The organism is Streptomyces sp. NBC_01224 (assembly GCF_036002945.1).
GTDB lineage: Bacteria > Actinomycetota > Actinomycetes > Streptomycetales > Streptomycetaceae > Streptomyces.
The window spans coordinates 9,493,850-9,506,369 of the sequence record NZ_CP108529.1; the positions used below are offsets into that span (position 1 = coordinate 9,493,850).

11 protein-coding genes and 2 pseudogenes are annotated in these 12,520 nt (G+C 68.7%); 10 read left to right on the forward strand and 3 right to left on the reverse strand.

Annotated elements, in window-relative coordinates; translation table 11 throughout:
- Positions 1 to 68: 68 nt before the first annotated feature.
- Positions 69 to 831 (forward strand): annotated as a pseudogene (locus tag OG609_RS43480) (hypothetical protein); the annotation flags it as partial.
- Positions 832 to 1,662: 831 nt separating this feature from the next.
- Here the strand turns inward: OG609_RS43480 and OG609_RS46610 are convergent.
- A complete protein-coding gene (locus OG609_RS46610; protein ID WP_385656230.1) occupies positions 1,663 to 1,869 on the reverse strand; it encodes an SDR family oxidoreductase in 207 nt (68 codons plus the stop codon).
- A gap of 54 nt (positions 1,870 to 1,923) precedes the next feature.
- Here OG609_RS46610 and OG609_RS43490 point away from each other — a divergent pair, with 54 nt between their 5' ends.
- The 3 genes and pseudogenes from OG609_RS43490 to OG609_RS43500 form a co-directional block, all read left to right on the forward strand.
- Positions 1,924 to 2,286: a hypothetical protein gene (locus OG609_RS43490; protein WP_327277769.1), complete on the forward strand. Its 363-nt coding sequence runs from the start codon at positions 1,924 to 1,926 to the stop codon at positions 2,284 to 2,286.
- 1,179 nt (positions 2,287 to 3,465) lie between these two features.
- Positions 3,466 to 3,885: a hypothetical protein gene (locus tag OG609_RS43495; protein ID WP_327278386.1), complete on the forward strand. Its 420-nt coding sequence runs from the start codon at positions 3,466 to 3,468 to the stop codon at positions 3,883 to 3,885.
- 114 nt (positions 3,886 to 3,999) lie between these two features.
- Positions 4,000 to 4,860, forward strand: a pseudogene (locus OG609_RS43500) (RNA-guided endonuclease InsQ/TnpB family protein); the annotation flags it as partial.
- A 78-nt stretch (positions 4,861 to 4,938) separates the two neighbouring features.
- On the opposite strand, the gene OG609_RS43505 reads toward OG609_RS43500, so the two are convergent.
- The gene (locus OG609_RS43505) at positions 4,939 to 5,811 is read right to left on the reverse strand and encodes a hypothetical protein (RefSeq protein WP_327277770.1); all 873 of its coding nucleotides are present in this window, start codon (positions 5,809 to 5,811) and stop codon (positions 4,939 to 4,941) included.
- A gap of 674 nt (positions 5,812 to 6,485) precedes the next feature.
- On the opposite strand from OG609_RS43505, the gene OG609_RS43510 reads away from it, so the two are divergent.
- From OG609_RS43510 to OG609_RS43530, 5 genes are all read left to right on the forward strand, one after another.
- Positions 6,486 to 6,827, forward strand: a complete 342-nt coding sequence (locus OG609_RS43510) for a PadR family transcriptional regulator (RefSeq protein WP_093895425.1) — start codon at positions 6,486 to 6,488, stop codon at positions 6,825 to 6,827.
- Positions 6,824 to 7,783 (forward strand): hypothetical protein, encoded by a 960-nt coding sequence (locus OG609_RS43515; protein WP_327277771.1) that lies wholly within the window; start codon positions 6,824 to 6,826, stop codon positions 7,781 to 7,783. Before OG609_RS43510 ends, OG609_RS43515 begins: the two co-directional genes overlap by 4 nt.
- 97 nt (positions 7,784 to 7,880) lie before the next feature.
- Complete coding sequence (locus OG609_RS43520) at positions 7,881 to 8,795, forward strand: phosphatase PAP2 family protein (RefSeq protein WP_327277772.1); 915 nt, start codon at positions 7,881 to 7,883, stop codon at positions 8,793 to 8,795.
- A gap of 188 nt (positions 8,796 to 8,983) precedes the next feature.
- Positions 8,984 to 9,673 carry a hypothetical protein gene (locus tag OG609_RS43525; protein ID WP_327277773.1) on the forward strand — a complete coding sequence of 230 codons (690 nt, stop codon included), beginning with the start codon at positions 8,984 to 8,986 and terminating at the stop codon, positions 9,671 to 9,673.
- A gap of 10 nt (positions 9,674 to 9,683) precedes the next feature.
- Entirely contained in the window at positions 9,684 to 10,466 is a 783-nt protein-coding gene (locus tag OG609_RS43530; protein WP_327277774.1) for a hypothetical protein, read from the forward strand.
- Between the two features lie 372 nt (positions 10,467 to 10,838).
- On the opposite strand, the gene OG609_RS43535 is transcribed toward OG609_RS43530, so the two are convergent.
- Positions 10,839 to 11,732: an NADP-dependent oxidoreductase gene (locus OG609_RS43535; RefSeq protein WP_327277775.1), complete on the reverse strand. Its 894-nt coding sequence runs from the start codon at positions 11,730 to 11,732 to the stop codon at positions 10,839 to 10,841.
- A gap of 70 nt (positions 11,733 to 11,802) precedes the next feature.
- On the opposite strand from OG609_RS43535, the gene OG609_RS43540 reads away from it, so the two are divergent.
- A complete protein-coding gene (locus OG609_RS43540) occupies positions 11,803 to 12,402 on the forward strand; it encodes a TetR/AcrR family transcriptional regulator (RefSeq protein ID WP_327277776.1) in 600 nt (199 codons plus the stop codon).
- Positions 12,403 to 12,520: the final 118 nt, after the last annotated feature.

Below are 12,520 nucleotides of genomic sequence, written 5' to 3' on the forward strand. Positions count from 1 at the left end.
GGGTCGCGCTCGGCGACGTACCGGGCGACCGCATCGACGCCGGGACGGGCGTACCGCTCCAGGGAGCGGACAGCCGCATCGAGAAGCTGCCCGGCACGAACGACGCCATGGGGGCGGCACGGCTGCTGACGGCCGCCCCGGGCAAGCTGTTCCGCTCCCTGGACCGCCTGCTTCGCGCGTGTCGCACCCACGACGAGCGCGACGCCGTCGTGGCTGCCGCCGAGCAGGTCGCCTCGCAGGCTTCCGGCCGGGTCCTGCTGTCGGTACGTGAGCACTTCCACAATCGGACGGAGGAGACGGGCGGGCGCCGTGTCTTCGTCAACCGCCTCGGCCGCGCCCGGGTCACCACGGATACCCGCCCAGCCGTGCTGCCGCCCGAGCGCAAGCGCCTGATCACCGCGCTGGGCGCCGAGACGAGCCGCCGTCTCCCGGAGCCGGGGCACTTGCTGATCGACCCCGACGTCCTCGACGTCGCGCTCCCGCTCAGCGGCAAGGCGACGGCCGCCGAGCTCGGTGTGCTGCCCCGTGGCTCCCTCTCCCCAGCCGACGGGGAACTGCTCCGGTTCTTCGTCCACTGGAAGCAGACCAGCCGCACCACCGACTTCGACCTTTCCGCGCTGCTCCTGAACGCCTTGTACACGACCGTCTGTTGGCTGTCGTACACCGCGCTCACACAGGTCGAGGGCGAGCACTCCGGGGACATCACCGACGCGCCCGACGGTGCCTCGGAGTTCATCAACCTTCGCTTGTAGGCCGTGCGCGGCGCTTCATCGTCCCGCAGGTCGACATCTACAGGGCGAGGGCTTCGAGGAGGTCAAGGAATCGTTCTTCGCCGGCTGTCGATCCAGCTGAGCAGGAGATCGGCGACCGGTCCGGGGTCTGGGGATGTCGGTTCGTCGAGCCATGGAGGACCTGGTCGCCGTCGTGGACCACGTCGTCGACGGTGAGGCGGACAATGCGGCTGAGCGGTTGCGCGTAGAGCAGGACGATGGCAGCCGCGACCCGGGACCGCAGCGGCAGGCTGTGATCGGTCAGGAGGCGTCCACCAGCAAGAGGAGCAGCCCAGTGCTGCCGCGGAGGGCGCCGAGCACGCGCCAATGGAACCGTGGTTGGCGCTGAGATTGATCTGCGACCTTGGGGAACATCGGATAGTGATGGCCGCGTACGCGACGAACAACCAGAGAATCAGCGCCGGCGGGGCGAGGCGGGTGGCGAGAGCCGGCAGGGGGACCGCAGTCGCTGTCGGCCGCCCTCGGCGCCCCCATCGGCGCGGTCGCGGCCTTCCTCGGCGTAGGGGGCAGCGTCATGACCGTCCCCGCGATGCGGCGCGCCGGGCACACGTTGCACGTGATGAGCGCGCCGGCCAACCTCTCACCTTGGCCGTCGCGCTCCCGGCCACCGCGGTCTCGCTCGGCGGCACCGCGCTCCGCCGGTGCGCATATCCACCTCGTCCACCTGGTGGGCCTCGTCGACCCCAGTGCCGCCGCAGCCCTGCTCGTCGGTGCCCTGCCGGTCATCGAGGTGCTGCGGCGGCGCCCATCGCGCATCCTCGACCGGAGCTACGCCTGGGCGCACGTCGGTCTGCCTACCGTGGCGGTGGCGCGATGTTGCTGTCGGGCGTCTCACGGTGACGACGGTGACGGTGCCGGGGGCACGGGCCGGTCACAGCCTGACGCCACCGGTCGCGCCGATCACCTTCCCAGTGACCCACCGCGCGTCGTGCGAGGTGAGGAACGCGGCGATGTCGGCCACGTCGTCGGGCTTGCCGACCCGGCCAACGTGGCACGTGAGGCGACGTCCGTCGCCGCGGCCCGGGGGCGGCCGGATGCTGGGACGCCAGCAGCTCACATACGGGAGGATGTACACCATGACGCTGATCATTGACCGACTGCGGGAACTGCAGGGCGAGGCTGGCCCGACACCATGACACGTGAGACCGCCAGTGCCGCGACGAGTCCGGCGTCCTGGGCCGCACGTTTCGCCTGGGGCGTGCTCGGCCTCTTCCTGCTCGCCTTGACGGTGTTCGAGGCGGCGAAGCACACGGGCCTCACCATCCCGTTCGCCGTGATCGGGCTCCTCGTCCCCTTCCTGGCCAGGCTCGCGCCGGGCTCGGCGGCCGTTCAGCACACGCTGCTCCGGGTCTGGATCCCGCTCGCCGTCATGGCGATCTGCTCCGCCATTCCCGGCCCTTCCGGCAACACCGCCGCTCCGTTTACCTTTGGGACGGCCTGGCTTACCCACGTCGCGCTGAGGCGCGCCCTGGGATACGGGCTTCGCTCGTCCTGACGGAACCGAGCTCCGGGGAGACAGGCCCGCGAGTACGCCGCGGCCGTCATGGGCGTCACCGGCACCCGTGCCCACCCGCGCCGAGAACGAGAACGTGTGGTGAGCAATGCTCAGGACTTGTGGATCGGCCTGACGGAAGGAGGCGTATCTTCCCGATGGATCGATCGATAGGCCATAGAGGAGTAATCGTCAATACCCGTGGATGTGTCTTCCCGGCCGCAGTGTCAGCGAGTGGAAACGTGGCGGTGCGGGGTCGGCTTGCGGGCGAGGATCTGAACCCCTTGGACCCATGACCGTTCATGGTGGAAACGGTGATGCGACGGGCGTCGATGGATTCGAATCCGGCGAGCAAGGAGCTGAACCAGTCGCTCGGGTGGTGGCGGCAGACGGCGAAAGCAACCGTCAAAGCGGTCGTTGCCTTGCGGTCGTTCTGCACGGCTGTGGCCGGTCGTCAGCCGAGTCAGTACAGGACTCGTGCGCCGCGAGCGGCCGACGGCCCAAGAGGACCTCCCCCGTGGCTCCGGCAACCAGGGCTGGGTTCTTGCGAGCCCGTGCCTCGCCGACCGCCGGGCCGCCTGGAGGCTGGCGTGACCGGATGCGGAGACCCGGGCGATGGTGAAGTGGCGGTAGGGCGACTTCGGCCAGCGTCCACCCGAGAGACCGGATCAGCCCCACCGCGTCTCGCTTGAACTCAGCATTACTCACTCGACACTCGACTCTTACGCCATTCACACCCCACCGGGACATCTCAGTAGGCTCCCGATACGAGCGCAACGCACGGCGAACGGCGGGTTGCTGATCCGGGAGCCGCTGCATGTCGACGAGGCCGCCGTGGTGGAGCTGCTGGGGGAGTGTGGAGTTCACCCGTCCGGAGACTGGAGCGGAGAGCGCCCACAACATGACCCATGGGCACCGCCTCGCTCCGCTTTGCGGCGTGCGGGCCGCTCGGGTCGCCCACGCCGGCATGACGAGGCCGTGGGGTGCCGGCCGCCGCCACCTCGCCGCCGAGCTGTTCCAGGCGCCATCGCCCCGGCCCCACTCGGCTGTTACAAGACAGTGACAAAGCCCCGATGAACGTCTGCCGCCGCTGTGCCGTCGTTTCTAGTGACTACGCCAATCGACACGTAGGTGCCCTTTGGCGCGAAAGGCTGTTCTCACCATAGAAGGGGCAGATCTGTGATGGTCTCAAAGCGGCGCTCCCTGCGCCTAGCCGTCGTCGGTGTCCTCGGCGCGGCCTCCCTCGCCCTTATGGGCACCGCGATGGCAGCAACCCCGGCCGTGCACACCGCAACCCCTGTCGTCGTCGCGCAGAAGGCCGTGCCCGCCAAGGCCGGCATCACGGCCAATCCGTCGGTGTCCTCCGTCCGCGCCTGGCAGCTGTTCCGGGTCACGGGTCGGACCACCGGTCTCAAGGCGGGCAGCAAGGTGACCCTTCAGCAGAAGCAGCACGGCAAGTGGGTCAGCCTGCCCGCGTCCACGAGCATCTCGCGGGACGGTTCCTACTCGCTCGGCGTCAAGCTCGGGCTGAAGGGCAAGAACGACCTGCGCATCGTCAGCGGCACCACGGCCTCGCCGGTCTTCAACGTGACGGTCCGCTGAGACGCGCTGCCACCGCGGCAGAGGTGGGCTGTCGGCACCGGGGTGGTCTCACCTGCCCCGGTGCTCGCACCGGACGGAACCGTCGGCGCCATCGCCGCGTCCCGCGGCCGGCTCCGGTTCCGGTTCCGGTGGACCAAGGACCTGCCCGTGGGCAAGCACGCAGGCGCGGAGAACCGGATCACCGGGGCACGGCTGGTCAAGGACGCGCTCGGCTGGCACATCGCCTTCCGTGTCCAGAGCGTTGAGGTCAAGCCCGAGCCCCACCAGGGGCCGGAAGCCGGCATCGACGTGGGCGTCACCGTGCCCATCGCCCTCTCGGACGGCGAGACGTACGAGCACGGTGAATGGCTGACAAAGAAGGAGAAGGCCAGGCTTCTGCACCTGGAGCGGCGCGCCGCGCAGCGCAAGCAGCACCGCAAGCCCGGCGAGCGCACCAGCCGCCGGCTGCACCGCACCTACGACCAGATCGCAGGACTCCGCGCGAAAGCCGAGCGCGGGGCCCTGGACCGGCAGCACCAGACGACCACCGCCATCGCCCGCACATACGGCACCGTCGTGGTCGAAGCACTCACCATCACGAACATGGTCAAGTCGGCCAGGGGAACCATCGAGGAGCCAGGGAAGAACGTTGCCCAGAAGTCCGGGCTGAACCGCTCCATCAGCAAAGAGGCATGGGGCCGCACGGTCACCATGCTGACGTACAAGACCGCCCGGCTCGGCGGCACCCTGCACAAGGTCCCCGCCCCCGGCACCTCCCAACGCTGCTCGGCGTGCGGCTTCACCACGCCCGGCAACCGGGAGAGCCAGGCCGTGTTCGTGTGCAAGAACCCCGACTGCGGCTGGTCGGGCAACGCCGACCACAACGCAGCCCGGAACGTCTTGCACCTGTACCGGATGGGCCTCGCGCTCATCCCGGCTGCCGGGAGGGCAGTCGTCAGGCGTGCGAAGCGCGTCAAGCCCGCTGCCGCAAGGTAAGCAGGAATCTCCCGGCCTCAGCCGGGAGAGCACTTCAATCGTGAAGAGGCAGTGTTCCGACCCTGCACTATTCGCCCATCAGAGGGCACCGTCTGTCGGCGGGGCGACCTGCCAGGTGCCTCGGATCAGGTCGAGCGTCGCCGTATGGTCGACGTGTGCGGGCGGTTTTTGGCCGAGACGCCACCGCTGCGGCAAGGCAGACAGGTGGATGGTCGCCAAGGTTCCTGACGTGGCCCCAACGACTCCGATCCAGTGGGGGCTTTCACGGATCAGCTGGCCCATCGTTGCGATGTCCGGTTCGGGGATCATCACTGATGAGGTTTCACCGGCACTGACGAGTGCAGAGCCGGCCAGCAGGGCCAGCAAACGGCTCAGGACCGATGCGGGCATAGTCGGATCTGTTGATTCGACCGCCAGATAGCAGTCGTCATGCCCGGAATACCAGAAGCGCGAGCCCTTGAGGCGAGGTAGGACCGGCTCGTCGAGAGCAGCCGTTCCAATGACCAGGGCGATCTCGTCAAGCTGGGCCGGGGTCGGCACCATCGGCGCGTCGACCAGAGACAGCTCGTAGGGCGACCAGCTGCCATCCAGGAACCGAGGCAGACTGTTGCGGTGCATCGCCAGGATCTCCTCACCGAGTCCTGGGGTGGCAGAAGCCCATGCCCCGACCGGGTGAACGGTGAAGTCGGCCCCCTGTTCAGCGGCGATCAACGATGGCTGCCACTGCTGGAAGTCCTCGTGCAGGAAGCTGTTCGTCGCAAGGTCCACGACGAGGATCGTGTCGTTCGCCGAGCGCGAGAGCACATCGATCAACTCACTGGCCTGGGCCGCCGAAGCACTGATCTGCCACGACCCGTCGGCCTCACGAACGGTGAAACTCAGCGGGAACGGCAATCGATTCATCCCGACGCTGTTGACGTTGAAGGCCCCGTTGCGCTCGACCTCGATCATTGCCGCATCCCCCTATGAACTCACACGCCATTTTGACCTGTGCAGATCATCATCCGTCGTCGGCCGGAACAGGCTGCGGCGAGGCCGGTACTGGTGAAGAGTCAGCGTTCCAACCGTGCGCTATTCGGTGCCTTTCCGGGCCGCCAGGTAGTCCGCCCAGCTGTCCTGTGTCAGTGCGGCTCACTCGATCGCGGTGCTGACGTGGATGCCGAAGAGGTCGCTGGCGACGATCGGTGGAAGGTGAGCGGCTATGGCGATCACCGCTGTGTTGTGTGCGGCGAGAGTCGGCAGTCCGAGTTCAAGGAGCTGCCTCGTTTGTCCGTGCGGGCGTCGAGGCTGATGCGCCCGCAGGCGGCTGTCTGCGCTTCCCGGGGGCACTGGGGGAGCGACCGCTCGGGTCAAGCCTCATCGAACGCTGCCTCGCCGGCTGCGCGCGGCCGGTCCGGGCGAACAGAGTCTGATCCACGGGCAGTTCAACGGAGGTGAGACGGGTCCGGCGGACACGGTGGGAATGACGTTCCGCTCGGCCCGGACCAGGTCGCGGTGAGCATCCGCCAATGCCGCACGGGTGCGTCGAGGAGACCGCCGTCGCGCCCGCCGGTCGGGCGTGGAGGCGCTGCCGTGATCACCCAGGGCTGGCAGATATATTTCGTAGCTCGATATATGCTCGACGCATGACAAGACAGAACCCGTCCTTGACGGAACCGCAGTACTTCATCCTTGCTGCGCTCATGGACGGGCCGTTGCACGGTTACGGCATCATCAAGGCTGCCGAGCAGGCCACCGACGGGCGGCTCCGGATCGCTGTCGGCACTCTCTATGGCGCGCTAGAGCGCTTGGAGCGGGCCGGGCTGGTGGCCGCTGGCCATGAGGAGATCGTGGACGGGCGGGCACGGCGCTACTACCGGCTCACGGAGGACGGCACCGAGGCGCTCGGCCGGGAGGCGCTGCGGATGCAGCAGGCGGCGGCCGTCGTCATCGGACGCTCGCGCGATGTCGGGGCGGCCCCGGCATGAACCGTTTGCTGCTTGCGGCCTATCCCGAGCCCTACCGTTCCCGGCAGGGTGAGGAGTTGCTGGCCTGCCTGGCCGAGGCGTATCCCGGCCGTTCCTGGCCCCCGCCGCGGGAGGTCGTCGCCTTGGCGCGTGCCGGGGTGCAGGCCCGCGCCCGTGCCGTCGTCGACGACACGGCCCGGCCGTGGTGGCTGGACGGCATCCATCTGACCGCTCTCGTCCTTGCCGCGCTGGCGCTGGTGCCGTACCTGCAGGATGTTTGGCACTGGGGACTGCGCATCGATCCCGGCCGGCATGCCATCGCCTTCCACTTCTCCGGCTGGTACCCGTGGGCGCAAGGTCCCGGCACGCGGACCCGGCTCCTGCCCTACGGGCTGCTTCCGTTGGTCTGCCTGATCGCCCTGCTGCGCGGCAAGCCGTGGATCGCCCTGCCGGCCGCAGCAGCGATGATCTACGTCGGTGCCACGTTCAACAGCAATACGTTCTTCGGCGACGAGGGCAAGGTGGGCCTGGGTTACTACGGGCTGGGCGCCCCGATATCGGCCCGTGACCTGGTGCTGTCGGGGACACTGTGCACCGCGTGCGCCGTGTTGGTGGTCTGCCGTCTTGGCCGGCTGCGACGCCACTCGTACCGCTGGCTGGTGCCCGTCGTGCTCGCCATGTTCGTGGCCGGGGGCCTGCACATCATCTCCATCGGTCCGGCCTTCCAACGCGGCCTGTTCGCACTCGAAGTCGCTGCGCTGATCGCCGCGTGGGTGGCGACGGCCGCAACCGGGGATTACCGGTGGCTGATCCCCGTCGCGGCGTTCGTGTTCATCCGCACGCAGGCGATCGTCATCCAGCCGAACTGGTTCATGCAGTCCTTGCCCGACCTGGTCGTCCTCCTCCTCCTGATCGCGCCTCTCCCGGCCCTGGCGATCACCGCCCAGCGCCAGCAGGGCCAGGCGCTCCTCGAATAGGAGCAGATCCCCGGTGGGCCGGCCGAGCCTGTCGGCCCATTGCGTGCCAGAGGAGGCACGTGACCGAACTGCTGCCGACGGACATAGAGAGAGAACGATGACTCAGCAAGACCCCTCGACCCTGTCCACGCACCCGGACACCCCCGGCCAGGTCCCGGGAGCCACGGCCGAACGCAGCCCTTCGCGGACGATACGGCCACGGATCTCAGCTCTGCTGTGCCTCGTGGGGTTTCTGGCGGTCTACCTGATCGCCGTCTGCACACCGTTCGGGCAACGGGCGGAAAATGCCCTGTTCAACAGTAGCGGCGCCAACCCGGCATGGATCTACGACTGGTCGGGGGCGGCTTACGATTCGCCGGCCCTGCCGCCGCTGGAGGACGCTGCCATGCCCACCCTGGTCGTGGGCATGGCGGTCATCGTGGCCGTCACTCTGGTCCGGAGGTGCTGGTGGCAAGGCTGCGCGGCGGCCGGAGTGGTCATGGCCACGCTCGGGGGCACGGAGGCACTCAGTAAGGTGATCCTGCCCCGCCCCGACCTGGTTGGCGCGCACGTCAGCCTCATCGAGCCGAGCTTCCCCAGTGGGCACGTGGCCATCCCCGCCGGGCTGGCCCTCGGCGCCGTCCTCATCGCTTCCCCCCGCATCCGCCCCTATGTCACGGCGGCCGGCATGCTGTGGCTCGCCGTCACCGCCGGCGCCGTCCAGGCCACCTACCACCACCGGCCCAGCGACGTACTGGGCTCCACACTGCTGGCCTGCGCCTGCTACTGCCTCGCGGCCCGGCTGCTGCCACCCGCCGCCGCACCAGACGTCACGCGGCGCCCTCGTGCGCTGCCGGCGGTCGCCCTGGCACTGTCAGCGGCCGGCGCGCTCGTCGCCGGCGCGCGGGACGACTCCGTCACACAATCGCTGGTCTTCGCAGCAGCGGCCTTCCTGTGCGCGACCCTGTTCTGGTTCACCACAGCGGAGGGGCCCGCACACACCGCACGCCGCACACGCCCCGCACTGGGGTGACCACCCGGCCGACTCCGGGCGGGAACCGGCGCGTCCTGGCGAAGCGGTGGTCCGACGCCACCGCCCAGTCGTAGAAGCCGCAGCCGGCGACCGACCCGGACCCGAAGATCCGAGTGACGCTTGCCCAATGGTGGACACGAGCCCCGGAACCGGTGCTTCGGCACCTGTTGACGGATCGGGAGGACGCGGTGCGCGCGGCAGCCTGCGCGACCTACTACCGACGGCCCTCTCACCCCGCCTTACCTGCCGACCTGCTCCCGACGCTGCTGGCCGATCCGGTCACGCGCGCCGGGGCGGTGCGCCACCGCACGCTGGATGCCGACACGGCCCGTCGGCTGGCCGACGATCCGGACGAGGAGGTGCGCAAGGAACTCGCAGAGCACCCCGACCTCCCGCCGCAGCTACGCGACGTACTTGCTGATGATCCCAGCCCACAGGTCAGGCTCCGCATCTTCGCCCGTCAGGACACCCCAGAGTCGACCCGCGCCGCGATCCACGCACAGATCCTGTCCGACGCGCCCCCGCCGGACTGGCTCGCCGACCACCAAGTCCTGGACGACGACGCGCTCGACCGGCAGCTGCTGAACGAGATGGCGCGCGTGGAACTACGGGGCTGCGTCTGCAGTGGGTGGCCGCTGACCCCTTGCGCGGACACGGGGCATCTGCCCGGGATACGGCCAGGACCGGGCCCTTCCCGGTGTCCGCCCTGGTGGCGGCGCCGCGATCTGCACGACCTGCGCCAGCTTCTCCCAGACCTTCGACTGTTCACGCTGCGGCTTCGAAGGGAAACTTCTGGGCGGGCGGCTCTGCGAACGCTGCACGCTCGCCGACCGGCTGACCGCTCTCCTGGACGACGGCACCGGCCGCGTCCGTCCTGAGCTGACACCGTTGTTCGACCTGCTGGTTGCCATGGACAAGCCCAGCAGCGGGCTGGCCTGGCTGGCCATGCGCCGTGATCAGCCGGGAAACGGCTCTGAGCGGCTGCGGCAGCTCGGCCTCGGGCAGATCCCGCTGACCCACGACGCGTTCCACGGTCTGAAGCCCTGGCGGTCGGCCGCTCACAGGGAAGAACTCCTGATGGCAAGCGGGATCCTGCCCGCCGTCGACAAGTACATCTGCTCCTTCCAGCGCTGGCTGCCCGATCATCTGGTCGATATCGCCGATCCCGAAAACGCGAAGACGATCAGGTTCTTCGCGACCTGGCGCGTCCTTCCCCGGCTGCGGGCGCAAGCCGACCGGGGCCACATCACACCCAGCATCCGCCGATTCGCCGCCGAGCAGATCAAGTACGCCACGGCCTTTCTCCAGTGGCTGAGCAAGCGGAACACCACCCTCGCCTCATGCGGCCAGATCGACAAAGACGCCTGGTGGGCCGAGAACAGCGAGCACGGCCGAAACGGCTTGAGGGCCTTCCTCAACTCTGCTATGCAGAGCAGTCGTTGCCGACGCTTGCTCTCCATACCCGCGATGAGCGGCCGTCTGTCGGAAAGTCCGTCACGCAGGCCGTTCGGCCTCCCCTGGCCGACTGGCAGTCAGCTAACCTACCCGCGCTTGAGTGGCGGCCAGGACCCGATTCAGGCCCCGCAGGTGCCCCGCCCGTCCGATGATGTGATCAACCGGCCACGGGGGTGGCGAAGCCCGACAGCGGCAAGGGCTTGCTCATGGAGATGAAGGCGCTGGCCGCCACACGTGACGCCATCCACGGTCAGAAGGCGCCCGCATCGTAGATCACACTCGGTCACCGCCAGGCATGGTCCATGCCGATAGCTGGCGACAGTTGAATAGGAGAGCCCACCAGTAAAACGCCGCCACGATATGCCCGGTCGTTGATGCCCGTCGGGGTCCCAATGACGACTCGGAGCAATAAGCCATCATGGCTCGGCTGTAGCGCGGCACCTGGAGATACGAGTTCACGAGTCGCCCCCTGACACAGCACCCATGCCGCGCGGCTCCGCGCCGGCCGCCGCCGCGCGATGCGGGCTGACCAGTCCCAAGGCCAGCATCGTCCTCAATTTTTGCTTGGGAACGACGCGCAGCCGATTTTCAGACGACCAGGACCCGGCGCCCGCGCGTGTGACCGGTCTGGCTGTCGATGTGCGCCGCCACGGCCTCGGCGAGCGTGTACGACTTCTCGACCGGGATGCGGAGCTTTCCCCGCGAGATGAGGCCGACGGCCTCGGCGAGCGCTTCCGGCACACTCCCGGCCACACCGGAGAATCGGACACCGAACTCCGGCGCGGCGAGGTCGGCGATGGAGATCACCTTCTGCGGATCCCCGGTCAGCTCGACGAGCTCGCGGATCACGCCCGAGCCGGCCAGATCGAGAGCTGCGTCGACATGGCCGAGCCGCCGCACCCGCTCGACCCAGCCTTCGCCGTATGTCGTGGCGAGGGCACCCAGGCCGCGCAGGTAGTCCTGGTTCGCGGCCCCAGCCGTGCCGATCACCCTGATGCCGCGGTGGCGGGCGATCTGCAGCACCGCCGATCCAACCCCCCCGGACGCACCGCTGACCAGCAGCGTCTGCCCGGCCTCCACGCTGACCTCGTGGATGATCCGCAGCGCAGTCTCCACCACGGAGGGGTACCCGGCCGCCTCTTCGAAGGTCAGTCCCTCGGGCATACGGGCCCAGGCCGACAGCACGGCGAACTCGGCATAGGTGTTCGAGCCCTCGCCGAACACGTGGTCGCCGACCTCGACCCCTTCGACGCCCTGACCGACCTCGTCCACCACCCCGGAGGCGTCCAGCCCGACTCCGGAGGGCAACTCGATCGGATGGGCCTTGAGGATCTGGCCTTCACGGATCCTCCAGTCGACGGGGTTCACGCCCGCCGCCCGCACGGCGATGCGTACCTGACCGGGCCCCGCGTGGGGCTCCTCGGCGTCGACGAGTCGCAGGACGTCCGGACCGCCGAACTCAGCAAAGCTCACTCTCTTCATGCCGCCGACCATAACCATAACGGTTAGTGTTTAACAACAGTTCTGGATTTGGATCTGATAGCGTTAGGGCATGACCGTGCCGTCCGGGCGACGCGAACGCAAGAAGGCCGCGACCCGTCAGAAGATCGCCGATACCGCCCTGCGGCTCTTCCTGGAACGCGGGTACGACACGGTGGGCATCCGCGATGTGGCCACCGAGGCCGACGTCGCCGTCACCACGGTCTTCTCCCACTTCGCCTCGAAAGAGGCCCTGGTGTTCGAGCAGGACCAAGGCTTCGAGCAACGCCTCACGCAGGCGGTCACCATCCGGGCACCGCACGAGCCGCTCATCCCCGCGCTGCGCCGGGAGATCCAGGCCCTGGTGCGACATTGCACGGCGGACAGCGCCGCCCCGATCTGGCGCATGATCGACGAATCACCCGCCCTGCGCGAGTACGAGGAGTCGATGAGGCTGCGCCATGCAGAGTCGCTGGCGACGGCCATCGCCGCCGATCCCGACCTGTCGCAGACCACAACGGCCTGCCGGACGATCGCGAGGTTCGTGATCGACGCCTACTCCCTGGCCCGTGACGCGGCCGATCCGCAGACCGCGGTGGACGAGATCTTCCAGATGATCGAGGCCGCCTGGGCCGTCACCTGCCCCTCCGGAAATCCCACCGGCACGACCTGACCCTGGCCAGGACTCGGCCCCGCCCGGCGCCGTCCCGCCGAACCCCAACGGCAGAGCGAAGGAATCTGGAGCCGGTACGCCACCGACGATCACCTACGGTCACCATCCGGCCGGACAC